The sequence below is a fragment of the Nocardiopsis sp. NRRL B-16309 genome, assembly GCF_001279585.1.
Lineage (GTDB): Bacteria > Actinomycetota > Actinomycetes > Streptosporangiales > Streptosporangiaceae > Nocardiopsis.
Map to the genome: position 1 here is coordinate 115,967 of NZ_LGEC01000002.1, position 24,941 is coordinate 140,907.

The 24,941-nt window shown below is 72.0% G+C and carries 18 protein-coding genes; 1 reads left to right on the plus strand and 17 read right to left on the minus strand.

Annotation, left to right across the window (positions count from 1 at the left end; genetic code table 11):
- Positions 1-147: 147 nt before the first annotated feature.
- From ADL05_RS00490 to ADL05_RS00550, 13 genes are all read right to left on the minus strand, one after another.
- Entirely contained in the window at positions 148-1,551 is a 1,404-nt protein-coding gene (locus ADL05_RS00490) for an aspartate aminotransferase family protein (protein ID WP_082375992.1), read from the minus strand.
- 165 nt (positions 1,552-1,716) lie between these two features.
- Entirely contained in the window at positions 1,717-3,312 is a 1,596-nt protein-coding gene (locus ADL05_RS00495; protein WP_053614821.1) for a GMC family oxidoreductase, read from the minus strand.
- 163 nt (positions 3,313-3,475) lie between these two features.
- Positions 3,476-4,717 carry an RNA polymerase sigma factor gene (locus ADL05_RS00500; RefSeq protein ID WP_053614822.1) on the minus strand — a complete coding sequence of 414 codons (1,242 nt, stop codon included), beginning with the start codon at positions 4,715-4,717 and terminating at the stop codon, positions 3,476-3,478.
- Entirely contained in the window at positions 4,714-5,076 is a 363-nt protein-coding gene (locus ADL05_RS00505; RefSeq protein WP_053614823.1) for a YciI family protein, read from the minus strand. Before ADL05_RS00505 ends, ADL05_RS00500 begins: the two co-directional genes overlap by 4 nt.
- Before the next feature lie 150 nt (positions 5,077-5,226).
- Positions 5,227-6,432, minus strand: coding sequence for an acyl-CoA dehydrogenase family protein (locus tag ADL05_RS00510; RefSeq protein WP_231640543.1), 1,206 nt, complete (start codon positions 6,430-6,432; stop codon positions 5,227-5,229).
- 188 nt (positions 6,433-6,620) lie between these two features.
- Positions 6,621-7,445, minus strand: coding sequence for a TIGR03084 family metal-binding protein (locus tag ADL05_RS00515; protein ID WP_231640544.1), 825 nt, complete (start codon positions 7,443-7,445; stop codon positions 6,621-6,623).
- Positions 7,442-8,470: a carboxymuconolactone decarboxylase family protein gene (locus ADL05_RS00520; RefSeq protein ID WP_053614824.1), complete on the minus strand. Its 1,029-nt coding sequence runs from the start codon at positions 8,468-8,470 to the stop codon at positions 7,442-7,444. The genes ADL05_RS00515 and ADL05_RS00520 overlap by 4 nt, the downstream gene beginning before the upstream one ends.
- A 31-nt stretch (positions 8,471-8,501) precedes the next feature.
- Entirely contained in the window at positions 8,502-10,154 is a 1,653-nt protein-coding gene (locus ADL05_RS00525) for an FAD-dependent oxidoreductase (protein ID WP_053614825.1), read from the minus strand.
- A complete protein-coding gene (locus ADL05_RS00530; RefSeq protein WP_053614826.1) occupies positions 10,151-10,720 on the minus strand; it encodes a DUF5987 family protein in 570 nt (189 codons plus the stop codon). Before ADL05_RS00530 ends, ADL05_RS00525 begins: the two co-directional genes overlap by 4 nt.
- A 54-nt stretch (positions 10,721-10,774) precedes the next feature.
- Positions 10,775-12,115 (minus strand): cytochrome P450, encoded by a 1,341-nt coding sequence (locus tag ADL05_RS00535; RefSeq protein ID WP_053614827.1) that lies wholly within the window; start codon positions 12,113-12,115, stop codon positions 10,775-10,777.
- Positions 12,112-13,101, minus strand: a complete 990-nt coding sequence (locus ADL05_RS00540) for a DUF1702 family protein (protein WP_053614828.1) — start codon at positions 13,099-13,101, stop codon at positions 12,112-12,114. Before ADL05_RS00540 ends, ADL05_RS00535 begins: the two co-directional genes overlap by 4 nt.
- Positions 13,102-13,203: 102 nt before the next feature.
- Entirely contained in the window at positions 13,204-14,178 is a 975-nt protein-coding gene (locus ADL05_RS00545; RefSeq protein WP_053614829.1) for a DUF1702 family protein, read from the minus strand.
- Positions 14,179-14,181: 3 nt separating this feature from the next.
- A complete protein-coding gene (locus ADL05_RS00550; protein ID WP_197285634.1) occupies positions 14,182-15,006 on the minus strand; it encodes a helix-turn-helix domain-containing protein in 825 nt (274 codons plus the stop codon).
- A gap of 714 nt (positions 15,007-15,720) precedes the next feature.
- Between ADL05_RS00550 and ADL05_RS00555 the strand changes: the two genes are divergently transcribed.
- Positions 15,721-16,395 carry a TetR/AcrR family transcriptional regulator gene (locus ADL05_RS00555; protein WP_053614830.1) on the plus strand — a complete coding sequence of 225 codons (675 nt, stop codon included), beginning with the start codon at positions 15,721-15,723 and terminating at the stop codon, positions 16,393-16,395.
- Between the two features lie 105 nt (positions 16,396-16,500).
- Here the strand turns inward: ADL05_RS00555 and ADL05_RS00560 are convergent, their stop codons facing one another.
- The 4 genes from ADL05_RS00560 to ADL05_RS00575 are packed head-to-tail and all read right to left on the minus strand — an operon-like array spanning position 16,501 to position 24,908.
- A complete protein-coding gene (locus ADL05_RS00560; RefSeq protein WP_053614831.1) occupies positions 16,501-18,123 on the minus strand; it encodes an acyl-CoA carboxylase subunit beta in 1,623 nt (540 codons plus the stop codon).
- The gene (locus ADL05_RS00565) at positions 18,120-18,626 is read right to left on the minus strand and encodes a flavin reductase family protein (protein WP_053615034.1); all 507 of its coding nucleotides are present in this window, start codon (positions 18,624-18,626) and stop codon (positions 18,120-18,122) included. Before ADL05_RS00565 ends, ADL05_RS00560 begins: the two co-directional genes overlap by 4 nt.
- A gap of 1 nt (position 18,627) precedes the next feature.
- A complete protein-coding gene (locus ADL05_RS00570; protein ID WP_053614832.1) occupies positions 18,628-19,095 on the minus strand; it encodes a thioesterase family protein in 468 nt (155 codons plus the stop codon).
- Positions 19,095-24,908: an SDR family NAD(P)-dependent oxidoreductase gene (locus ADL05_RS00575; protein ID WP_082375993.1), complete on the minus strand. Its 5,814-nt coding sequence runs from the start codon at positions 24,906-24,908 to the stop codon at positions 19,095-19,097. Before ADL05_RS00575 ends, ADL05_RS00570 begins: the two co-directional genes overlap by 1 nt.
- Between the last annotated feature and the right edge of the window lie 33 nt (positions 24,909-24,941).

The window sequence follows — 24,941 nt, forward strand, 5'->3', positions numbered from 1 at the left end:
TTCTCCCGTCTCCTTCGTGGACACGACCTACGGCCCCGGTGAGCGAAACGTCACCGGGGCCGTAGGCCGTGTCTTCTTCGAGGCGTACTCGCCCCGAGCGCCCGCTTGAGGAGGCCCGGCAGGGCCTTCGCGGACGCGGTGATCACGTCATTCCGTGGACGGGGAGAGGGTGCCGTCGGTTCCCAGCCGCGACAGCACCTCGACCACGGCCTCCGAAGCGCGCGCGACCTGGTCTTCCTCGATCACCAACGGCGGCGCCATGACGATGACCGGCCCATAGAACCTCGTGATCACGCCGTGCTTGCGGTGGATCTCGGCGACCGCGGCCGCAGCGGCGGCGGGCGGAAGCGGAGCGCGTGTCCCACGGTCCGCGACGAGTTCGATCCCCACCATCGCGCCCTCGACCCGGATCTGCCCCACGGCCTCCAGCCCTTCGGCGGGGGCCAGCCCCTCCCTGAACCAGTCAGCGATCAGCCGGGCCCTGTCCAGCAGATTCTCCCCCTCGATCAGGTCGAGGTTGGCCAGGGCCGCCGCGCAGGAGACCGGGTGGCCGAAGTAGGTGAAGCCGTGCACGAAGCCCTCACCGCTGATCAGCACCTCGCCGATCCCATGGCTGATCAGAACCGCGCCGAGCGGAGCGTATCCGCTGGTGAGACCTTTCGCTGTGACGATGAGATCAGGGTCCATGCCACGCCCCACCGAGTCGAACCAGGCGCCCGTTCGGCCGAAGGCGGTGACCACCTCGTCGGCGATGAGCAGGATGCCGTGGCGGTTCAGGAGCTGTCGCACCCTCGGCCAGTAGTCCGGCGGAGGCGCGACCACACCGCCACCGGCCATGACCGGCTCACCGATCATGGCCGCCACGTTCCCCGGGCCCAGCCGCTCGACGGTCCGCTCCAGCTCGTCCACCAGAAAGTCGGTGACGTCCTTTCCGCCGTACATCTCGGGGTGAAAGGGGAAGGGGGGAGACACCTTCTCCACGTGCGGGAGGTTGGGGCCGATCGCCTCGTCCATCAAGTCGAAGCCGGTAATGGTCCCACTGCCGTAGCTGGAACCGTGGTAGCCCATGTTCCGGCCGATGATCCAGGTGCGGTCCGGTTCGCCCCTGCGGTGGTGGTAGGTGCGGGCCGCCTTGACGGCCGTGTCCACGCCCTCGGATCCTCCGCAGGTGAAGAACACCCGGTCGAAGCCCTCGGGGGCCAGCTCGACCAGGCGCCGCGCAAGCTGCACGGACTTGTCGTTGGAGAACTCGGCGAAGCTGGTGAAGTAGCCCAGGGCGGAGGCCTGGTCGGCCATGGCGCGGGCGATCTCCTGTCGTCCGTGGCCGACGTGGGAGAGCCAGTTCCCACCTCCCGCGACATCCAGGAGTTGGTTGTCGTCCGCGTCCCACACGGTGCAGCCCGTACCGCGCACGACGACACAGCGTTCGCTGCTGCCACCCGGCAGGAGGGGGTGGATCAGGTGTCGCCGGTCCAGTTCCTCCAGCTCGCGTGCGGACGTCGGCCGTGTTGGCTTCGTCGGGGAGATCGTCACGAGTACTGCTCCCATCATGAGGGTAAGTTTCGATGCGCATCCAGGTGAAACGGGATCTGGAAAACATTCACCAGTCCGAATCCGACACTGGTCAAGAAATCCTATTTTCGCTCAGCGAGCCAGCGGAAATAGCACTCGAATTCGCAAGAACAATCGTATCTATTTCCGACCGGAGGACCCTTCTCACGGATTGCTGACCGCTCGTCGCGCCGGACCGGGGGTCTCCTGTGGAGAAGGAGGAACACCGAGGATCAGATCGGACGCCTTCTCCGCGATCGCGATCGTCGGCGCGTTCGTGTTGCCGCGCACCAGGCGGGGCATGACAGAGGCGTCAGCCACCCGCAGGCCCTCCACTCCCATGACCCGCAACTCCGCGTCGGTCACCCGGCCCATGGCGCATGTTCCCGCGGCGTGGTAGAGCGTCTGGGTGTGGTGGCGAACGTAGTCGCGCAGGTCGGTGTCCGAGGTCGAGGCGGGCGCCGCCAGAGCCGTCTCGGTGTACGGAGCCAGCGCGGGCTGCCGTGCGATCTCCAGGGCGGTGCGCACACCCTCGACCGCGGTCTCCAGGTCGGCGTCGTCCTCGTAGTAGCGGTGCGTGATCCTCGGTTTGGCGGTGGGATCGCTGGACGCCAGCGTGACCTCACCTCGGCTGCGGGGGGCCAGGACACACGATCCGAAGGAGATGCCGTGACCGCTCGGAGCGCTGAGCCCTCCCTCCATGAAGGCGACCGGCAGACAACTGAACTGGAGATCGGGCTCCGCGAACGCGGCGCGGGTCCGCACGAATCCGCCGGCTTCGGGGCCGTTGGACGTCAGCACTCCGGTGCGCTCCCGCAGGAACAGGCGGACGTTGTGCTCTGTCCCCGCCGTCAGCAGGCTCACCGGCCGGGAGTGCCCGAACACCAGCCAGGTCTGCGGATGGTCCTGGAGGTTCGCGCCGACCAGGGGCTGGTCGACCACCACCGGAACGCCCAACCGGTCGAGCTGTTCGGCAGGACCGATACCCGACAGCATGAGCAACTGGGGGGAGTTGTACGCACCCGCCGAGAGGATGACCTCCCGCTCGGCCCTGAGCTCGAAGTCCTCGCCCAGCCGTCTGCCGAGCACCCCGACCGCGCGCCCCGCCTCCACCACCACCCGGTGTACCCGGGCCTCGGTCACAACCGTGAGGTTGGGGCGCCGTTCCGCCTCTCTCAGGAACGCCACGGCGCTGCTGCACCGGGAGCCGTCGCGCTGAGTGACCTGGTAGTGGCCGAACCCCTCCTGCGAGTGCCCGTTGAAGTCCGGGTTGGGGCCGAATCCGGCCTCCTGTGCCGCCCGGACGAACGCCTCCGACATGGGGTTGCGGGAGCGTCCGTCCGCGACCGAAAGCGGCCCGCCCACCCCGTGGTGTTCGCATGGGCCCCGCTCGTTGTCCTCCGACCGTTTGAAGTAGGGCAGCATCTCCGCGAAACTCCAGCCCGGCTGCCCCCAGGCGTCGTAGTCGGCACGGGAGCCGCGCGTGTAGACCATGCCGTTGATCGAACTGCTGCCGCCGAGGACACGTCCGCGCGGCAGGTAGATCCTGCGCCTCCCGCAGTGCGGTTCCTCGTGGGTGTCGTAGTCCCAGTCGAACTCGGTACGGAAGAGCCTGGCGGCGGCGGCCGGGACGTGGATGTCCTCGGAGTCGTCCGCCGGGCCGGCCTCGACCAGGCAGACACGGGCGTCGGGGTTCTCACTCAACCGCGCCGCGAGGACGCAGCCGGCCGAACCGGCCCCGACGATCACGAAGTCATACATTCGATTCTCCTGTCCCTGCGCTCTCCGGGACCGGGTCACCGCGTCGCGGCTCGCCGGGGAACACGCGGTAACAGGATCATCGACGCGCACGCGGAGGGTCCTCTTCCGGTGTGCGCGATCCGCCGCAGGGGCACGGTCGGAGAAGACCGCGCCCCGACGCCGTTCAGGTCAGCCGCTCCGCTCGGGCCCGCAGGTAGTCCCGTTCGGGGATGCTGGTGGTCTCGCGAGCGGCGACGCGGTACTGCTCACGGGCACCCGCACGGTCCCCGGCCATCTCCAGCAGGTGTGCGCGGGCCGCGGCGAGCCTGTGGTGACCGGCCAGCCTCGGATCGGAGTCGAGGACGCGGAGCTGTTCCAGCCCGGCCCGGGGCCCCCGCACCATCGACGTGGCGACCGCGTGGTTGAGCGCGACCATGGGACTGTCGGAGAAGCGCTCCAACACCCTGTAGAGGGCGAGGATCTGTGCCCAGTCGGTCTCCTCAGGCCGCCGGGCTTCGGCGTGCACGGCAGCGATCGCGGCCTGGAGCTGGTAGGGGCCCAGACTGCTGTTGGAGAGCGCGGTGCTGACCAGCCGGAGCCCCTCGACGATCGCGTCCCGGTCCCAGCGGTCGCGGTCCTGTTCGGCCAGCGGCACCAGCGCACCGTCCGCCGTGGTGCGCGCCGGGCGCCGCGCCTCGTTGAGCAGCATGAGCGCCAACAGCCCCGCCACCTCGCCGTCGTCCGACAGCATCCGGTACAGGACGCGGGTCAGGCGAATGGCCTCGCCGGTGAGTTCGGCGCGCTGGAGCCTCGTTCCCGAAGAGGTGGTGTACCCCTCGTTGAAGATCAGGTACAGCACGTGCAGTACCGCGTCCAACCGGTCAACCAGCTCCGGCCCCGGCGGTATCCGGAACTCCGCCCCAGCGGCGCGGATGCTCCGCTTGGCCCGACTGATCCGCTGGGCCATGGTGGACTCGGGCACGAGGAAGGCACTGGCGATCTGCGCCGTGGTCAGCCCGCCGACGGCTCGTAGCGTCAGCGCTATCTGGGAGGCGCGCGACAGCGCCGGGTGGCAGCACAGGAACAGCAGGATCAGGGTGTCGTCGTGACGTGCCTCAGGCACAGCGTCGGCGGGAGGCACGACCCACTCGTCGACCGGCCGCCGTGTCGCGACGCTGACCTCTCGCCGTCTGCGCGCCCGCTCACTGCGGAGGTGGTCGGTGGTGCGACGCGAGGCCACCCGGACCAGCCACGCACGGGGATCGTCGGGCACACCGTCGCGGGGCCACTGCCGCACCGCGGCCCACAGTGCCTCCTGTACCGCCTCCTCGCAGATGTCGAAGTGCCCGTGGTGCCGCACACACGCCGCGAGGACCTGGGGGGCCAGCTCCCGCAGCAGGTCCTCCAGTTCCCTCCGGAGCCTCACATCTCCGTCCCGGCCTCATCCATGAGGGGACGGACCTCGACGGCCACCAGCCGGGAGCCGGGAATGCGCGAGGCGATCTCGATGGCACGGTCCAGGCTGTCGCAGTCGACCAGGTCGTATCCGGCGAGGTGCTCCTTGGCCTCGACGAAGGGGCCGTCCGTCACCTCCGCCGCTCCGTCGCGCACCCGCACCGTCCGGGTGTTCACCGGATCGGCCAGCGGTGCGCCCGCGAGCCACTCGCCGGACTCGACGAGCTCACGCGTCAGGGCATCGTGCTCGTTCGCCAGGGCCGCGCGCTCCTGCTCGGTCAGCGCTTCCCAGCCGGCGGGGTTGCTGTAGATGAGCAGCATGTACTTCATGGTCTCGACCTCCCAAGGAGGATGATGGCACGGAGACCCTTCCAAAGTCCCGCGCTCCACACAAGGACGGGCACGCGGGCCGGGGCGTCCCCGCACCGCGTGCCCGTCCTCCTCCCCGCTCAGGACGGCCCGTTCACCGCTCGGAGGCGCTCAGAGGTAGAAGGTGTTGGGCTCCAGGCCGCACAGCACCCGCCCATAGAGTTCGAGGTTGGTGTTCGGGTGGAGGATGGCGTGCAGGTTGATGGTCCCGATGTCACGGGAGATGCGCTGCATGGGCACGGTCTCGTAGATCGAGGAGGCGCCGCTCGCGGTCTGGAGGATGTCCACCGCCTCCTTGGCCCGTCGGCAGGCGAAGCCCGCGTGCATGCGGACACGGGCACGCTCCTCCAGCGTCCACTGCTCGCCCGCCTCGTTCTTGGTGTCGAGCAGGTCCGCGGCACGGCGGGCGTGGAACCACGCCTCGTCGATCCGCATCTGGGCATCGGCCACCTGGAGGTGGGTCAGGGGGGCTTCGCTCTGGCTCGCGTAGGTCGTGTAGGTGATGCCGCGGTGGGGCAGACGCTCGAAGAAGACGTCCTTGGCCGCCATGGCCAGGCCCAGGGCGCTGCCCATAGCGGTGACGCAGGCGGTCAACAGAAGCGGCGCACGGTAGGTCGGCCGGTCGGCGTTGAGCCGGGAGGCGTACTGTTCCTGAAGGGCGGGCCCCATGGGCAGGACGCGTTCCTTCGGGACGTAGAGGTCCTCGGCGACCGTGGTGACGCTGCCGGTCCCGCGCAGGCCGGAGGTGTGCCAGTCGTCGACGATCCTCAGGTCCGACACGGGGGCGAGCGCCATGATCGGCTGCTGCCCGCCATCGGGGGTGGGGGCCATGGCCACCAGTGAGTTCCACTGGCTCTGGGCGGCCCCGGTGTTGAAGGACCAGCTGCCGTTGACGACGAAGCCGCCGTCGGCGTCGACCGCCGTCCCGGTGGGACTCAGCAAGCCGCACACGCGGGTGTCACCGGAGGCGAACACCTCCTCCTGTGCCTCGTCGGAGAAGAGCCCGGCCAACCAGTTGCAGATCGACCACACCGACACCGTCCAACCGACGGAGCCGTCGCCGCGCGCCAACTCGGCGATCACCTCCACCGTGGTGCGCATGTCGCACTCATAACCGCCGTAGCGGTGGGGGACACGCATCTTGAGGAGTCCGGCCCCGGTCATCTTCTCGACCGCTTCGCGGGGTAGGGTCCGGTGCTCCTCGGCCCAGGCCGCACGCTCCCGGAAATAGGGGACGAGTTCCGAGGCACCGCGCACGAGTTCTTCCCGTGACGGCGCCGTGACGACGTTCTCCACCTTGACCTCCTTGACAATCACGACCTGGGACGGTGGGGAGAGGGACTACGAGGTTTCCGGCCGGTCGGCGGCTCTCCCACGCCACCGACCCTGGCACCCGCCGGTCTCGCCGGGCGTCTCCGCGATTGCGTACCTGCCCGTCCCGCGCCCGAGAACGGTCGGGTGCGGGACGGCGGGGACGGCCTTCGGCCCCGCCCCTCCTCCTGGTGTCAGCCCCGTGCGCGGGCGAACTGTCCGGGCCGGCGTTCCTCCCCGGCCGGGCCCCGGTAGGCCTGGGCGATGCCGAGCCAGTGGTCGGCGTCGGCTCCCACCGCGGTGAGGTCCAGGTCGGCGCGGTGGCGGCGGCGCGTCACCAGCAGGCAGAAGTCGGCCGCGTCCCCGGTGATCCGCTGCTCGGCCTCAGCGGGGCCGAACTCCCACTTCCGCCCGGAGGGTGAGGTGAGCTCGAAGCGGAACTCGGTGTCGGGCGGGGTGAGTCCTCGCGACTGGTAGCCGAACTCCCAGACCATCACCGCGAACCCGACCACGTTGCCGATGCGGTCGGTGCGGTCGAGTGCGACGCCCAAGGCGTCGGCGATGTCCTGGCCGTGGGCGAGGACCTCCATCATGCCCGCGCAGGCGAGGACGCCCGGGGGGATCGGGCGCACGAGCCAGGGCACCGGCTGGTCGGCGGGGGCCGCCGCCAGGGCCTCGACGGCGAAGTCGCGGTCGGTGCGCCAGCGGGCGAGGAGCTTCTCCGGGTCGTCCAGGGGGTAGGTGGCCAGGACCGCGTTGACGGCCCCGTCGAAGTCCTCCTCGGCCTTGGCCGTCATGGCCGCGAACGCCTCGGCGTCGGAGGCGGCGGTTCCGGCCAGCCGGAAGACGAAGCACAGGTGGGCGACCTGGTGGGCCACGGTCCACCCCGGAGCCGGGGTCTCGCGTACCCAGTCGGCGGGGTCCAGGTCGGCGACCAGGGCGTCGATCTGGGCCGCCTCGGCGGCCAGGTCGTCGATGACGGCGGGCAGTTCGGTGATGACATTGGGCAGATTGTTCACGTCTGGTTTCCTTGGTTCGTTTCGGTACGGGGGGAGAAGGTGGCGGCCACGGTCTGGCGGGCCGCGGTCATCGCGGCCCAGGAGACGGCCCTGACCAGGTCGGCGTCGTCGGCTCCCGCCCTCCGGCACTCGGCGACGGTGTCGTCGCCGACCTGGAAGGAGGCGCGCGCGGTGAGCAGGACGAGGCGCCCCAGGGGCCGTTCGTGGGGGGCCAGCGCGCCGATCGGCTCCTCAACCCATGCGCGGCTGACCCCGTCCGGGGCGGTGCCGTGGCCGCGGAGGTGGTTCCGGAGCAGAGCGCGCACGGCGTGCGTAAGGGTGCGGGCCCCGGCCGCGTCCACGGCGGCGGCCACACCGGTGAGCACGCGCAGCACCCGCGGGTCGCCGGAGGCCCAGAGCAGGTCCTCGGGCACGGGCGCGCGCCGTGCCGCGTCGGGCAGCAGTTCCAGCGAGGTGTCGGGGGCCGGGGGCGGCCCCGGACGGGTGGCGATCACCGCGCCGGTGGCCCGGCGCAGGGGCTCCCGTAGGGGCTTGGGTGCGAACGCGGGCAGGGGCGAGTCGGGCAGGAAGACGTTGACCAGCCGGTTGATGTGCTCGAAGGTCAGGGCGACGGCGCCCAGTTCGGCCCGTTCGGTCGGCCCGGCCGAGACCAGCGCACCGGGGTAGGGGGCGGCGGCACCGGCGTCCGCGCCGCCCCCGAGGGAGCCGAGGGTGGAACCGTGCACCTCCACGCAGTAGGGGCAGGCGTTGCCCCGCGACACCGCCGTGGCGACCGCCTCCCGGTCCGCCCGGGACGTGCGCCCCGGCACCAGGAGGGACTCGCGCAGCGCCGTCCACGTGGCCGCCGCGCACTCCGGTGCGGGTGAGAGCATGGCCACGGGCGGGGCCAGGACCCCGAAGTCGCGTTCCACCCGCTCGTAGAGGTCGGCGACCACGCCGCGCGCCCGGCCCGGGGGGTCGGGGCGCACGTGGCGCACCTCTTGCAGCGATCGGCGCACGGCCGATCTCAGGACGGCGCGGAGCACCGGTCCACCTCCCGTCTCGCGGGGCCGGCCGTCAGGAGGACCGTCGGCCGGCCGTGGTCAGGACGCTCCCGCTCCCCGACGTGGCGCCGTCGGGTGCGGGAGCGCCGTAGGTGACGTCGAGGCCGCGCGCCCGGGCGGCCTCGACGATGCCGGGCACGGAGCGCTCGGCGAGTGCCGCGATGGTCATCGCGGGATTGACGGTCAGCGCGCCGGGAACCGACGACCCGTCGGTCACGAAGATCCCCGGGTGGCCCCGCAGCTCGTGCCGGTCGTCCAGCGCGGAGGTGTGCGGGTCGTCGCCGATGCGGCACGAGGCCAGCGGGTGGACGGTGTAGGCGCCGACCAGGTCGTTGGTCCAGGGGGCGACCTCGGCGATGCCGTCCTTCTCCAGGATCTCCTTGACCTCGGCGTCCGCGCTGGACCACCCGTGCTGGGTGTTGGCGGTGGGCCGGTAGCTGAGCGGTCCCCGGCCGAGCATCTGCTGGGACAGGCGCACGGCGTTGCCCGTGGGCGGAGGAGGGCCGAAGACGCCCTCGTTGTCGTCCTCGCTCATGGTGAACACGATGAGCCACGACTTCCAGCGGCGCAGCATCTCCTTCTTGTCGGAGCCGAACCACGACGGCGTCGGCGCCCCGGGCGCCTGCGCGAGGATCGTGCCCAGTGCCGGTGGGAAGTAGAGCTGTTCGAGGGAGTAGCGGGAGTACTCGGGCAGGGACGGGTCCAGCCGGTCCCAGTTGGCCACGCAGGGACCCTTGCCGATCTGGAAGGCCTCGTAGGCGCGTTCGTCGTCACGCGCCAGGCCGAGCACGTCGCGGACCCGGTCCTCGTTGACCACGGCGGTGTTGAGGCGTTCACCGTTGCCGGAGAAGTAGCGGCCGACCGCGTGGGGCATGGCCCCCAGGTCCGCCTCGGAGCGCTTGAGGATGACGGGGGTGGCGCCGGCCCCGGCGGCGAGCACCACGATCTTGGCGTCGATGGCTCCCGAACCGTCCGTGATCCGGTAGTCCTCGCCGTCGACGACGTTGTAGTGGACCCGGTAGCCGCCGTCGTCGAGGCGTTCCAGCCGCTGTACCTCGTGCAGGGGCCGGATGGTGGCCCCGTGGGCGGTGGCGGCGGGCAGGTAGTTGAACACGAGCGACTTCTTGGCGTCGAACCGGCACCCGGCCATCATCCAGTTGCAGTTGACGCAGGCGTCCTTGTCGATCGCGACGGGCACCGGGTTGGCCGTACGCCCGGAGTGGTCGCAGGCCGCGCCCCAGAGCCCTCCCGCGTAGCTGACGTCGGACCAGTCCTGCGTGCGCACGCCCATCGCCTCGGCGACCCGGTCGTACCAGGGGTCGAGGGAGTCGCGGCTGATCGAGGACGGCCACATGCGGCGGCCGATGGAGCCCTGGCGCTCGAAGACGAAGCGTGGGGCGCGGGGCAGGGCGGCGAAGTACACCATGCTGCCGCCGCCCACGCAGTTGCCGCCCAGGACGCTCATGCCGTCGCCCACGGTGAAGTCGAAGGCACGGGTGTAGGAGGAGCCGAGGAGGAAGTCGTGCTCGAAGTCGCGGCTCTCCAGCCACGGGCCCCGTTCCAGGACCGTGACGCGCGCCCCGCCCGCGGCGAGGTGGTAGGCGGTGATGGCGCCGCCGAAACCGCTCCCGATGATCAGTACGTCGGTCTTCTCCGTGGTGGTCATGCGGGGCTCCCCGAGGGCGTCGTGTCCGGGTGGAGGCGGGCCAGCGGCCGGCCGTAGGAGTACTCCTTGAACCGCAGCAGCCCGTCGGCGTCCGGTGCGGCGAAGCCCATCGCGCGCAGGCCCGGGTGCCCGGCGGCGATGGCCTCGGGCGTGCTGATGTGCGCGGCGCTGTCGTAGGCCATGTTGCAGAAGAGCGCGAGCATCACCCAGAACTCCTTCTCCGGGTGGCCGGGTGAGGTGAGGTTGCGCAGCAGGGCGGTGCGGTCCTCGAAGGCCAGCGCGACGAAGGGGGGCTCCCCGTCCGCCGCGGGGAGGCCGCGCCCGGCCGCGTACCCCGCGGCGTGCTCGTTGAGGAGTGCGGCGAACTCGGGCAGGCCGGACGTCAGCCCCGTGGCGGGGGTGCGCAGGAGTTCCAGCGCGCCGGCCTCGACCGCGCCGGCGTCGTGGGAGCGGCCGGCCACGCTCGTGTCGTCCGGGGCGCGCTTGGCGCCGGGCAGGACGGTGTCGGCGAACGCCTCCAGCGTCCGTGTCTCGGTGCTGCCCTCGTCAGGGGCGCCTGTGGGCATGGAGGTCTCCTTGTCCTGGGGTGCGGATCGGGGGTGCGGCGCGGCCGGCGGCCGCTACAGCGGGCGGACCGTCATGGGGAGGCCGTCGCGCACGCGCAGCGAGAGCATGGGCTCGGGGACGGCCAGATGGCCGGGCGGCAGGGTCAGGCGCAGCTCGCGGGAGATGGAGGCGAGCACGAAGACGGCCTCCATCATCCCGAGGTTGCTGCCCACGCACACGCGCGGACCGGCGCCGAAGGGGATGTAGGCGTAGCGGTGCCGGTCCTCGCGCCGCCCGGGGCCGAAGCGGTCGGGGTCGAAGGCCTCCGGGCGGTCCCACGAGTCGGGGCGCCTGTGCAGGGTGTAGGGGCAGATCAGCACGTCGGCGCCGGCGGGGACGTGGTAGCCGCCGATCTCGTCGTCGGCCAGCGCCTTGCGCGGCAGGATCCACACGGGCGGGTACAGCCGCATGGCCTCCTGCACGACGGAGGTGGTGAAGGTGAGCTCATGCAGGTCCTCATGGGTGGGCTCCCGGTCGCCGAGGACGCGCACCGCCTCCTCCGCCAGCCGTTCGGCCGTGCCGGGGTTGCGGTCCACGAGGTAGAGGGCCCAGCTCAGAGTGCTCGCCGTGGTCTCGTGCCCGGCCAGCAGCAGCGTGACGAGCTCGTCGCGCACGCGGCGCGCGCGGGAGGCGGGGTCGGTCTCGGAGCCGGCGTCGGCCAGGACGCGCGAGAGGGCGTCGTCACCGTCGCCGGGCACGCGTTCGCGTACGAGCCGGTCCACGATCCGCTGGAGCTCCCCGCGGGCGCGCCGGAACCTGGTCTGGGTGCGGAAGGGCAGCCACACCGGCAGGCCGTTCATGGTCACCATGTCGAGCATGGCCTGGTCCTGGACGGCCTCGAAGGCGGTGCCGATGGTGTCGAAGGCGTGCAGGTCGGTGTCGAGCAGGGTGCGGCCCAGGACTCCGAGGGTCAGCCCGGTCGCCTCCGCCGACACGTCGACGGGGCCGCCTCCCACGTGTGACCGCAGGCGGTCCACGAGGGCGGTGGCCTCCTTGGCCACGGCGTCGGCCTGGGCGGCGATCCTCTGGTGACGGAACACCGGGCGCATGGTCTGGCGCTGGGCGCGCCAGATCTCGCCCTCGCTCGTCAGCAGGCCGTCGCCGAGCGCCCGGCGGGCGTGGGCCTGGCCGATGCCCTTGTGGTAGTTGGAGCTGTTCTCGGCCAGCACGTGCTTGGCGTGGTCGGGGTGGTTGAAGAAGTAGAGGGTCTTGGGGCCCGCGACCATCCGCACCGCGTCCCCGTGGCGCTCGGCCGCCGTGGTCATCATGGCGAGCCTGTCGGTGACCAGGTCGCGGAGCATGCGGGGAGCGGCGGAGGGCGGCGTGCGGGGAGGTCGTCGGCGTCCGGCGCTCATGAGAGGTCCCCGGCACCGGCCGTGTGCGCGAACTCCTCGGCCAGCGCCACTCGCCAGACCTCGTACCAGGGGCGGTCGGGAGCGGGATCGGGGCCCGAGGCGTCGGGGCGGTGGTCCCTGGACAGGCGTGCCGCCTCCTCCGCTCCCAGGGAGCACAGGACGCGGGTGGCCGTCTCGGTGTGGGGCACCACGAGCCCGGCGCGTACCCTGGCCTCGGCGGCGAAGGCGCTGCCCTGGGCGAGGAACCAGCGGTGCTCCCCCGCCCGCTCCCGCAACGCGGTCAGCTCCTCCTCGTCGGCGCCGCCCGCGTAGGTGGCGGCCAGTCCCAGGCCCGCGAAGAGGTCCTGCCTGCGCTCGGCGGGAAAACCCTCCACCAGCTCGGCGGCCCGTTCGGCGTCCGTCCCCGCCACGAACCACAGCGCGCGGCCGATGCCCTGGTCGGCGGCGCGCAGGGCGTAGGGCCCGTCCCCCGTGCGCCGTGCGGCGCGTTCGTCCCGCTCACGGCGGTGGACGTGGGCCTCGGTGTGGAAGTAGGCCTGGTGGAACCCGTAGCCGTCGTGCACGAGCCACCGGAGCACCGGGTCCAGGTCCCCGGTCCCGGGCCACAGGGGCCCGGGCAGGCGGGCCATGGCCCACCCGATGCCCACGTAGGCCATGTACACGTGGGAGGCGCCGGGTCCGTCGAGGAAGCGACGGGTCCTGCCTCCCCTGAAGGAGAGCGCGTCCAGCAGAGCGAAGCCCATGGCCGCCCCTTCGTAGGCGAAGCCCCGGTAGCGCGTACCCAGCGCCGTGAGCCGGGCGTCGGTCCGCTCGGGCGAGGCCGTCTCCACGGCGTCCCCCAGACCGGCCAGGAACGACGCTCCGACCGTCTCCAGGACACTGCGCCCGGCGGGGCCCTTGTCGTGGAATCCGCGGGTTTCGAGTGTGGTCTCGGAGGGGTCCGGTGTCAGGACTCGACGCCGGAGCGCTCCTGTCAGACTGGCCAATGCGTCCTCCCGCGTGTGGCGACGGACTCGGTTGATACGGGTTCCATGCTTCCCCCGCGGCGGTGGCGGGGTCTACTCCGCGATTGCCGGTCGCTGCGCACGTCAGGAGAAGTGCGCGCGCACTCCGGCGCGCCAGACCTCGTAGGCGGGGACGCCGCCGTGGTCCCCGGGCTCCACCTCGTGCTCGTCGGCCAGGGCGGCGGCGCGTGCGCAGTCCATACCGGTGAGCGCGCGCATCGCGACCTCGGTGTGACCGGGGACCGTGCCCGCGAGGACGCGGGCCTTGGCGGCGAAGACGGCGCCCTGAGCGGCGTGCGGTGCGAGACCGCCTGCCGCGCCGAGCAGCCGGCCCAGACCCTCCGGGTCCGCGCCGCCCGCGAAGGCGGCGGCCAGTCCCACGCCGCTCCACAGGTCCGGGCGGCGCTCCTCGGCGAAGTCGAGCACCGCGTCGCCGACGGCCTCCGGCCGGGCACCGTGGATGAACCACAGTGCCCGCCCGACACCCTGGTCGAAGGCCCGGTGGAAGTAGTGGGGCGCCCCGAGCCAGGGGTAGGGGCGCGGTGTCTGGGCCCGGTGGACCCAGCGCGCGGTGTCGAAGTAGGCGCGGTCGAACCCGTAGCCGTCCACCGCGAGCCAACTCATCGTGGGGTGGTGGGGGTTGTCGGTGAGGTCGGGCAGGACGCCCTTCCACAGCCGCCTGGGCAGGCGTGCCATGGCGAAGCCGATGCCGATGTAGGCCAGCAGTGTGTGGGGTCTGGCCGGTCCGTCCATCAGGGCGCGCGTCCATCCGGATCCGCCCGTGGGGAGGGCGTCACGCACGGTGAAGGCCATGGCGGTGCCTTCGTAGGCGAAGCCGCGCAGGGCGGCGTCGACGGTTTCGACCCGCTGCCGGGCCTCGTGGAGGTCGTGTGCCTCCATCCCCCACTCGAAGCCGCACACCACGGACTGGGGGATCGCCTCGAGTCCGCGTGCGGCCGGGGAGTCGTGACCGGGGAAGCCCCTGCGGGAGAAGCCCACCTCGGCCAGCGGGGGTGCCAGGAGCGCGCAGCCGACGGCGCGCGCGACCCTGCCGAGCACGGCTCAGGCCACCGTCTGGCGGAGCCCGGCGAGTCCCGGTCCCGGCTCCCTGGTCTGGACCGACGCGGTCTCGGCCAGGGTCACTGCCAGGGGCGGGGCCGTCTCGTTGGCCGGGCCCATGGACAGGCCGACGAAGGTGTTGAGGCCCGGCGCGGTCCGCACGTGCCGGCGTGTGGAGGCTGTGAGAACGGGAGCGGACTCCCCCTCGGACCCCCGGGGTCTGGCCACGGCGATGACGTGGTGAGAGCCGTATGGCACGCCCGAGACCGTGTACTCGGTCCGTCCGTGCGCGGAGAGCGCCTCGAAGGCGACCGGAGACCCCTGGGGGGCCGCCTCGCGGAACACGCCGACCATGACGTCCGAGTGGCCGACCGACTCGGGTACGTCCAGGACCCCGGTGATCGTGGTGCCGCTCACGGGGGAATCGGGCCGACGGCGTCGGGCCTCGATCATCTCCCCCAGGGCCGGCAGCCGGGAGAAGTCGTGGGAGACCGCCACGAGCAGCCGCGACACGGCGGGGGAACGGTACTGGGTCGGCGACACTCCGACCGCGCGGGTGAAACGGCTGGTGAACGTGCCGACACTGTTGTAGCCGACGCTGCAGACGATGTCGGAGACCGTGAGGTCCGTGGTGAGGAGCATGCGCTTGGCCGCGAAGAGGCGCACGGCGGTCAGATAGCGCCCCGGCGTCATGCCGACCGCGCGGGAGAAGATCCTGGAGAAGTGGTACGGGCTGACGAAGACCTCGGCCGCGAGCTGGCTCAGAGTGATGGGCTCGTCATAGCGGCTTCGGATGAATGCGACGGCTTGGCGGACAGATTTCTCCACGGCGATCTCCTGACACGATTCCGAATGTCGGACACGGCGAACACAGAGCTGAGGCGCACGGGAAGGCCCTGCGTTATCAAGAAAGTAAAAACCACAACTGATGAATACCTCCCACCTTCAAAAATGGATCAAAAAGGTAAGTTCACTCAACTGCGAGCCAAACGCGGGGAGAACGGGAGGGGTTGTGGACCCGGGGCCCACACCCTCCACCCGGCGTAGCCGAAAACCTTGCCCACCGCCACCACCCTTCGCCACTCGGCACAGGCACCGGTCCATGTTCACATCCGCCGCGCGGGCCATCATCTTCCAGATTGCGACACTGAGCGCTAAACCCGGCCTAGAAATAGTTCCGAAATAAACAACCCACTCGGCACTTTTTGCAACGAACTGCTCACCGAAAGTAACCCCCTGGAACGGGAACACCGAGGCCATCACCCCAGCATGCGCACACACCCGTTCAACCCCGCTGACCACAAGTGGACACACAGGATTACGCCGCCGCAGGCACGGGAAAAAGCTGTCGCCCGACAGATGCCACAACCCGTCGGCGACACGATCTCAATCACCTTCCGTAAAGGCCGCAGGCAGTGGAGCTATGAGACGTAAGAATGACAAGACAATTACCCGGGAAGACGGCATTCTTACACCCCGGACCACCCGGAAAAGGCTGAACACAAGTAGAGTGGACGCGAGGTGACGTCGGATATTGGTGGCATGAGCCCACGCAAGTCCGACCCCCGACTCCGCTCGCTCCTGATCGATACGGCCGCCCGACTGCTCACCACCGAGGGGCCCAGGGCCCTGTCCACCCGCAGGATCGCCCAGGAAGCGGGCAGTTCCACGATGGCCGTCTATACGCACTTCGACGGCATGGGCGGACTGGTCCACGCGATGGTCCGCGAGGGTTTCACCCGATTGGAGGAACACCTGACCAGCGTCCGCCCCACCGCCGACCCCGTCTGCGACCTGGCTCTGCTCGGCAGGGCCTTCCGGCACAACGCGGCGCACAACGCGCATCTGTACACGGTGATGTTCGGCGGCTGCTCCCTGGCGGGTTTCAGCCTGTCCGAGGACGACCGTCAGCATGGCCGCTACACACTGCGCAACGTGACGGACTGCGTACGCCGGTGTGTCGGCTCCCGTCGCTTCCGCGCCGCCGAGCCGGAACTGGTGGCCCACCGGCTGTGGTGCGCGGTGCACGGGCTGACCACACTGGAACTCGGTTCCTACCTCATTCCGCCCTACGACGCCGACCGGTGCTTCGAGGACCAGCTCGTGTCCCTCATGGTGGGGTGCGGAGACACCCCGGAGGCGGCCCGGGCCTCGGTCGGCGCCTCCGCTCAGCGCCTCCGCTCCCTGTGGGAGGAGGCCCGAGCCCACCCCTGCTGACCGCCCGGAGCACCGGCGGCCGGTCGATCGCGCGCGGAGGCCCCACAGGACGTTCTCCTCGCCCACCCGGCCCCGGCGCGACCACCGGCATCCGCGGAGTCCGCCTCAGAGCGGCACGTTGCCGTGCTTGCGGCGCGGCTGCTCCCTTCTCTTGTCCCGCAGCAGGGCGAGTCCCGCCGCCACCGCGGCGCGCGTGTCGGCGGGGTCGATCACGTCGTCGACGAACCCCTCCTCCGGGGCCCTGTAGGGGTGCATCAGTCGCCTGCGGTAGTCCTCCACCAGTTCCGCGCGGCGGGCCCGCGGGTCGTCCGCGGCACGCAGCTCCCTGCGGTGGACCACGTTGACCGCCCCCTCCGCCCCCATGACGGCGATCTCGTTGCTGGGCCAGGCCAGGGACAGGTCCGTGCCGATGGAGCGCGAGTCCATCACGATGTAGGCACCGCCGTAGGCCTTGCGCAGGATCACCTGCACGCGGGGCACCGTCGCCTCGCAGTAGGCGTAGAGGAGCTTGGCGCCGTGCCGGATCACCCCGGCGTGCTCCTGTGCCGCGCCCGGCAGGAACCCGGGGACGTCCACCAGCGTCACGAGCGGGATGTTGAAGGCGTCGCAGAAACGGACGAAACGGGCCGCCTTCTGGGCGGCGTCACTGTCGAGCACGCCGGCCAGGACCATGGGCTGGTTGCCGACCACCCCCACCACGGCGCCGTCCACCCGGGCCAGGGCGCACAGCACGTTGGTCGCCCACCCCTCGTGGACCTCGAAGAAGTCCCCGTCGTCGACCACCTCGGCGACCACCTCCCGCATGTCGTAGGGCTTGTTGGGCTCGGCCGGGACGATCTCGGCCAGCCGCGGCCGCCGATCGTCACGCGCCGCCCCCGGCCCGGGCACGTCCGGAGGCGCGGACAGGTTGTTGTCGGGCAGGAGCGACACGAGGTGGCGCACGTCCTCCAGGCACTCCTCCTCGTCGTCGTGGACCACGGCGGCCACACCGGTACGCGCGCCGTGCACGTCCGCGCCGCCCAGCTCCTCGTGCCCGATGCGCTCACCGCTCACCGCGGCGATGACGTCGGGGCCGGTCAGGTACATCCGGGCCGTGCCGCGGACCATGAACGTGAAGTCCGCGAGCGCCGGGGAGTAGGCGGCGCCGCCCGCGCAGGGCCCCAGGATCACGCTGATCTGGGGGACGACCCCGGAGGCGGCCACGTGCCTGCGGAAGATGCCGCCGTACCCGTCCAGGGCGGCGACGCCCTCCTGGATGCGGGCGCCGCCGCTGTCGTTGAGCCCGATGATCGGCGCTCCGCTGTCCAGGGCCAGGTCCATGACGCGGTGGATCTTCCTGGCGTGCTCGGCACCCAGCGAACCGCCCAGGATCGTGAAGTCCTGCGCGTAGACGAACACCCGCCGGCCGCCGACCGTGCCCGAACCCGTGACCACCCCGTCGGTGTGCGGGCGGCGCCCCTCCGTGGTGGGCCCCTCGTCCCTGCGGCGCCGGAACACACCCAGCTCCACGAACGAGCCCTCGTCCAGGAGCAGGTCCAGGCGTTCACGCGCCGTGCGCTTGCCCAGTCCGTGCTGGCGTTCGATGCCGGTCGGGTCACCGGCCTCGGTGAGGCCGCGCAGCGTGTCGCGCTCGCGCCGCAGCTCCGCCATCGTGCGGCCGCCGGGGGCCGGCGGCCGCGCCTCCCTGGGCACGGCCACCGGCCTCAGATCCGCCTCCGAGGTGCTCATCCCGCCTTCACCCTGCCGTTCGCGGCGCCGTGGGAGAGCCCGCGGAAGGCGCCGCCGTGGAACACCAGCGCCGACCGATCGGCCCCGGCGTCCGCGTGTACGACCCGGCCGACGAACACGGAGTGGTCACCGGCCTCGATCTCCTCGGTCACCTCGCACTCCAGCCAGGCGAGGGCGTCCGCGATCAGGGGCGCCCCCGTGCTCGGTCCGGGCAGCCAGGGCACCGAGGCGAACTGCTCCTTTCCCTCGGGCCTCTCCCGGCTGGCGAAGTAGCGGGCGGTGTCCTCCTGTTCGGCGCACAGCACCGAGACCGCGAAGTGCCCCTGCGTGACCACCGCCTTGTGCAGGCGGGCCGTACCGGAGACACAGCACAGCACCAGGGGAGGGTCCAGGGAGACCGAGCAGAAGGCGTTGGCCGTCATGCCGTGGGGGGTGTCCCCACCAACGGTGAGCACCGTCACCCCGGTCGCGAACGTGGACATCACCTTGCGCAGGGCAACCATGTCAGGCCACCGCCCCTCGGGGGGCGGCACCGGCCGGCCCCGACTCCGACACGTACGGCGCCAGCGCCGCACGCAGTTCCTCGGGCACGCGGGTGGGGACCGTCGCCGTGTTGGGGCCGCGCATGCAGGCCACCCGCTGACTGCCCCGGGCCACCAGGAGCTCCCCCTCCCCGTCCAAGCGGACGTAGTCGAAGGAGAACTGCACCTGGGTCTGGGTCAGTTCCTCCAACCGCATCCGGATGGAGAGCTCGTCGAAGGCGGTGATCTCGGCGAAGAACGAGCAGTCGACCTTGAGGGTGAACAGCTTCAGGTCGCCGCGCAGGTCCTCCAGGACCTCCGGTGCCTGCTCCTTGAGGAACATCTCTCGGCAGCGGCCCTGCCAGCGCAGGTAGTGGGCGTAGTACACGTTGCCCACCAGGTTGGTCTCCTCGAAGCCGACCGTGTGGCGGATCTCGTAGTAGTCGGACATCAGCTCTCCTCTCGGGACAGGACGGCGAACACCGTCGGGTCAGGACTTCCGTTCAGGTCCGTGACCCAGGTGGCGATCCGGTCAGTGCCCGAGGACAGGACCACCCAGCCGTGGTCACCGACCCCCTCGAACGTCAGCGCGCGGCCGGTGCCGCCCGCCTTGCGCAGGCACTCCAGGGCTCCCCACAGGCGTGTCGCCGCCACGTGCGCGGACTCGTCCGCCTCGCGTGCGACCAGCCGCCACAGGGACGACAGCCCTTCGCCCAACAGCCCCGACCACTGTTCGTCGGAGCGCTCGGCGACGGCTTCCACGTCGCAGGCCAGGGCCGTGTCGCCGACGACGGCCAGGGTCACGCCGGCCCCGTGCGAGGCCGACACGTGCGCCCCGGGGATCTCGGGGCGGCCGTCAGGCCGGTACCGCACCCGGGTGACCCGGTTCAGCGCCCGCCCGACCGCCAGTTCGGTCCTGCCCCGCCGCTCCTCCACGCCCTGGGCGGCGCCGGACTCGGGGTCGGGGTCGACGACGACGGCTCGCGAGCCGCCGAGCACGTGCTCCAGCTCCCGCTCCAGGTGCGGCCCCAGCAGGGACGGCACCCATGGCCCGGCCCCGCCGCTCCTGCGCACCGCGCGCAGGCGCAGGCCCTCCCACCGCTCGACCACGGTCCCGACGGAGTCGCGCAGGTCCACGTCGTAGACGTAGGAGTCGCCGTCCTGGAGGCGTTCGACCGCCTCCAGGAGCACGCAGTCGGCCTCCTGGTCCTCGGGCCCGGCCAGGACCAGCCGGTCCACGCCCTCGGGCAGGAGGGTTCCGTCCGGCACGCAGGCCTGCAGCACGTGCATGGCCGCGTCGCGCACACCGGGGTCGGCCAGGACCCGCTCCTGGGCCAGGAACGAGCCGAACCAGTCGCCGGGCGCGGTCGTGGACAGCTCGGCGACGACGTGCCGGGCGCTCACCCTCCGGTAGGACAGCAGGCGGCGGAACCGCTTGCCCTGGAAGAGGACGCCCCCGTAGAGCTCGGCCGGGTCCACCGGAACCCGGGGCAGCAGCGGTGCCTCCGCGGCCGCACCGCCTTCCCGCGGTGCGGAGCCGGGCCAGCGCAGGAGCGCACGGAAGTGGTCGGCGTCGTAGCCCGTCTCCTCACTGCGGATGACGACCTCGACCGTGTCGGCGTCCCGCACCAGCGCGGCCACCCGGATGGTGGTGCTGCCGCCCGGGCGCACCGCCACCGGCCGCAGGAATCGCGCCCCCTCCATCACCGGAGGCCCCTCGTGCCCGCTCACGGCGACCGCCACCTGGGCCATCGCCTCCATGCCGATGACAGCGGGGAAGAGCATGTCGCCGTCGAGCAGGTGGTCGTCCAGGTAGGGGTCGTCCGCCGAGGACAGAACCGCCTCGGTGACGAGTTCGACCCGGGGGTAGTGCACCAGGACGCGGTCGGTGAACCGGCCCAGGGGGATCTCGCCCTGTTCGACGGACAGCGTCGGCAGCCCGTCGGCGCGACCGCTGACGACCAGTACCGGGCCGGCCTCGCGGTCGGCGAGGACCTGGTGCAGGACGGCGATGCCCTCCTCAGTGGAGATCGGGGTGATGCCGTCGCGCATGAGGGCCTCGACCACGCCCAGGCGCTCGCCCATCCCGGCGCCCGACCACACCGACCACTCCAGGGACAGCACCCGGGTGTGGGGGTGCTCGCGGCCGTACTCGACGGTCATCTCGGTGAGCCAGTCGTTCGCGGTGGCGTAGTGCGCCTCACCGCGGAGCCCGGCCCGGCCGATGATGCTGCCGAAGGAGACCAGCAGGCGCAGGCGCTCGGGGTCGATCGCTCCGAGGACGGCGGCGAGCCCGTCCGTCTTGGGCGCCAGGGTGCGCCGCATGAGCGGCTCCGTCACGTTCGCCACGGCGGCCGGCTCGTTGCGGCCCGCGCCGTGCAGCACGGCGGTGACCGCGCCCAGCTCCCGCTGGAAGGAGTCCACCGCGGCACGGACCTCCTCGGGCCGGGTCACGTCGGCGCGGTCGTACCGGTAGCGCACCCCGGCCGCCGCCATCCGCTCCAGGTTGGCCGCGAGCTCCTCGTCGTCCTCCGGCGCCGCGCGGCCCAGGAGCGCCAGGCCGACACCGTACTCCCGGGCCAGGGACAGGGCGCACTCGGCCGTGATGCCCTTGCCCCCTCCCGTGACCAGGAGCACGTCGTCCGCACCGAGCGGGGGCTCGCCCGCGTCGGCGCCGTCGGGCGGGGACACCGCCCGCAGCACGGGCACGGTGCGCCGGCCGTCGGCTCCGTAGCGCGACTCGGTGTAGCCCCGCCCGGCGGCGACCTCCTCCACCACCTGGCGCACCGCCTGCTCGCGGTCGCGTTCCGACTCCGGCTCGGGATCGTCCAGGGTGACCACGGTGGTGGTCAGGCCGGGCAGCTCCTGGTGCAGGGTCCGGGCCACGCCGGAGGCCCCGCGCCGGCCCTGCACGACGACGAACCGGCTCTGGGGACCCGAGGCCAGAACCGCACGGGCGGCGTCCAGGAAGGTCCCGGCCAAGTCGGCACCGCCTTCGGCGGGCAGGCACAGCAGGACGCCTCCGCCGATCCGCGAGAGCGCGTCCCGCAGCGGCGCGGCCAGGGGGTGCCCGGGCGGGGCGTAGACACTCCAGTCGGCCGGCTCCGGCTCGCCGGTGTCGCCGGCCGGGGCCTCGGCGACGTCGGCGGGCACGTGGGCGACCTCGAAGGCGCGCACCCACGGCGCCGCACCGGCCACCTGGGCGGGGGCGGTCCGGTCGTCGGCGGTTTCGGCCAGGGCCTCGATGGTCTGCGCCATCTCGCCCAGGCTGGAGGTGGCGTAGCCGGAGGCCGCGCTCATCGGCGGCAGGCCCAGCCGTTGTGCGGCTTCGTTGACGATCTGACCGACGGTGATCGAGCTGAGGTGCAGGTCGTCGAGCGGACGCGTGGCGGCACTCACCGTCGACTCGGGCAGCTCGACACGCGCGGCCACCAGGGAGCGCAGCAGGCCCAGCGTGTCCTGTTCCTCCCCGCCCGTCGCGTCCTCGGCCGAGGGTGCCGCGGGCGCGGCGGAGCGGCCGTCGGTGCGCCCGGCGTCCAGGCGGGGCGCGGCCTCACAGGGGCTGGCGAGGAACTCGAACTCCTCCGGCAGCTCACGGACCAGCCTGCCCGTGAAGAGGGCCGGCACGTCGACGGGGGCGCCGAGGGCGTAGGCCGCGCCCGCGGCCGACAGGAAGGGCGCCAGCGTCACCGCGTCGGTGTCCACCGGCAGCGCGGGGACCTCCGGGGCGCAGGAGGCGGCGAGCCCGGACAGGACACGTCCCGGCCCCACCTCCAGCAGCAGGTCGGCGTCGCGCGCCAGGCGCTCGACCGCCTCCTGGAAGCGCACCGGTCGCACCACCTGGTCCCGCAGGAGCGCACGCGTGTCGGTGTCGGGGTCGAGTTCGCGCCCGGTCACCGTGGACACCACCCCCGCCGACAGGGGTGCGAAGTCGGTCTCGGTGAGCCGCCGCCCCAGGACGTCGGCGGCCGGGGCCACCAGTGGCGAGTGGAAGGCGTGGGAGACGTTCACCCGTGTGGCGTTGACGCCTCCGTCCCGCGCACGCCGGCACACCCTCTCCACGTCCTCGGCGGGACCGGAGACCACCGTCTGTCCGGGGCCGTTGTACCCGGCGATGACCACGGTGGACTCGTCCCCGATCAGGGCCCGCACCTTCTCGGGTGCGGCCGCCAGCCCGGCCATCGCACCGCCTCCGTCGCTGGCGTCGGCCATCGCGCGTCCGCGCGCCGCCGCCAGGTCCAGCACGTTCCGGGCGTCCAGCGCGCCGGCCCAGTGCAGGGCGGTCAGCTCGCCGAGGCTGTGCCCGGTGGCTCCGTCGGCCCTCAGCCCGAGATCCTCCAGCACCGCGAGTGCGGCCAGGGAGCCGGCCACGATGCGGGGCTGGGCGACCTCGGTCGCGACCTGGTCACCGCCCTGTGGCAGGCCGGCCGAGGCCAGGACCTCGGCGGCGCGGTCGAAGCGCCGTGCGAACGCTCCGGGCCGACCGCTTCCCGACCCCTGTCCGGGGAAGAGGTAGCGGACGCGGGGAGGCGTGGCGCGGTGGGCGAGGAAGACTCCCTGTGCCGGGGAGAGCACCTCCTGCTCGCCCGCGTCGATGCGGTCGAGCAGTGCCCGCACCGCGCGCGCGGCGGACTCGGGCGAGGAGGCGACCACGGCGGCACGCGCCGGCGCCGTGCCGGAGCCGACGGCGAGCGCGTGGGCGAGGTCGGTGAGCTCGGCGTAGGAGAGGCGCGGCAGCGACTCCAGGAGCTCCTCCAGCCGGACCCGTACGGCGGCTACGTCGGCGCCCTCCACGACGAGGAGTTCGGCGTCCTGACGGCCGGCCACGAGTGCGCGAACGCGGGCGGTGACTCCGGCGCCACCGCCGCCCGGAGCCGACTCCACCGTCACGTGGGTGTTGATCCCGCCGAACCCCATGGCCGAGACGCCCGCCCGCACGGGGCGGTCCTGCGGCCAGGGCAGTGCCCGGTCCGGCACGAACAGCGGAGCGGACTCCTCCTCCAGCAGCGGGTGCGGGTCGTGGTGGCCGGTCGCCGGCGGGATGACACGGTGGTGGACGGCCAGGACGGCCTTGATCAGTCCCGCGACGCCCGCGGCGGCCTTGGTGTGGCCGAAGTTGGCCTTGACCGAGCCCAGGGCGGCCGGCTGCCCGGAGGGGGCTGCCGCGGCCCTGGCGCCGGAGAGTGCGGTCAGTTCCGTCTCGTCTCCGAGCGCGGTGCCGGTGCCGTGGCCCTCGAAGTAGCCGATCGTCTCTATCCCGTATCCGGCCCGCTCATAGGCGCGCTCCAGGGCCAGCCGGTGTCCGCCCTCCTCGGGCCGCGTGATGCCGCCGCTGCCGTCGGAGGAGACCGCCCAGCCCGTGATGACGGCGTAGATCCGCTTGCCCTGGGCCAGGGCGTCCTCCTCGCGCATGAGCACGAGCGCCCCCGAGCCCTCACCGGGCCAGAAGCCGTTGGAGTCCTTGTCGTAGACCTTCATCTCGCCGGTGGCCAGGGCACCGGTCTTGGCGAAGCCGATGACCTCGAAGGGATCGATGGACAGGTCGACGCCCCCCGCCAGGGCGGCGTCCAGGGCACCCTCGGCCAGGGCGGTGGCGGCCGTGGAGACCGACAGCAGCGACGAGGAGCAGGCGCCGTCCACCGTGTAGCCGCCGCCGCCGAGATCGAAGTGGTTGCAGACCCGGCCGGCGATGGTGTTGGACAGGCCGCCGGCCAGGGTGTCCTCGTCGATGCGCGGGAACGGTGACTTGTAGGCCCCCTCGACCTCGGCCAGGAAGGAGTCGGTCTCCTCCTCCGACCACCCGTGCTCGGCCAGGGCGGCGGCGAAGGTCCGTCGCACGTACGGCCACCGCAGGCGCATCGTGTTGGCGCGGGAGAACTCACCGGTGAGACTGTTGCCGATGACCACGCCGGTGGACCTCCGGGGCAGGCCCTCCCCAGCCGGAAAACCGGCGTCCTCCAGGGCCCGCGACATGGTCTCCAGCGCGAGCCAATGCGTCATGTCGGTGGACCGGAAAGAACTCCCGGAGACACGGTAGTGCGCACGGTCAAATGTGAATCCGCGCAGGACCGCCGCCTTGTCCGAGTAGAATCGGTCCTCGGCGGACGGGTCCTCCGACCAGTAATCTTCCAGATTCATGCGCTCAGCAGGAAGGCGACGAAAAGCCCTCCTACCAGCCAGAACATTCTCCCAGAGATCCGCGGGTGAATGCGCGTCAGGGTAACAGAGACCCATGCCGACAACAGCGATTCTTGCTTTGTTCATACCGCACCCATATTCAACTCAGAGAACACACCG

Bases quoted from the DNA above. Each gene is read 5' to 3' on its own strand.
- ADL05_RS00490 (WP_082375992.1), bottom strand. From the start codon at position 1,551: ATGATGGGAGCAGTACTCGTGACGATCTCCCCGACGAAGCCAACACGG.
- ADL05_RS00495 (WP_053614821.1), bottom strand. From the start codon at position 3,312: ATGTATGACTTCGTGATCGTCGGGGCCGGTTCGGCCGGCTGCGTCCTC.
- ADL05_RS00505 (WP_053614823.1), bottom strand. From the start codon at position 5,076: ATGAAGTACATGCTGCTCATCTACAGCAACCCCGCCGGCTGGGAAGCG.
- ADL05_RS00525 (WP_053614825.1), bottom strand. From the start codon at position 10,154: ATGACCACCACGGAGAAGACCGACGTACTGATCATCGGGAGCGGTTTC.
- ADL05_RS00530 (WP_053614826.1), bottom strand. From the start codon at position 10,720: ATGCCCACAGGCGCCCCTGACGAGGGCAGCACCGAGACACGGACGCTG.
- ADL05_RS00535 (WP_053614827.1), bottom strand. From the start codon at position 12,115: ATGAGCGCCGGACGCCGACGACCTCCCCGCACGCCGCCCTCCGCCGCT.
- ADL05_RS00555 (WP_053614830.1), top strand. From the start codon at position 15,721: ATGAGCCCACGCAAGTCCGACCCCCGACTCCGCTCGCTCCTGATCGAT.
- ADL05_RS00560 (WP_053614831.1), bottom strand. From the start codon at position 18,123: ATGAGCACCTCGGAGGCGGATCTGAGGCCGGTGGCCGTGCCCAGGGAG.
- ADL05_RS00565 (WP_053615034.1), bottom strand. From the start codon at position 18,626: ATGGTTGCCCTGCGCAAGGTGATGTCCACGTTCGCGACCGGGGTGACG.
- ADL05_RS00570 (WP_053614832.1), bottom strand. From the start codon at position 19,095: ATGTCCGACTACTACGAGATCCGCCACACGGTCGGCTTCGAGGAGACC.
- ADL05_RS00575 (WP_082375993.1), bottom strand. From the start codon at position 24,908: ATGAACAAAGCAAGAATCGCTGTTGTCGGCATGGGTCTCTGTTACCCT.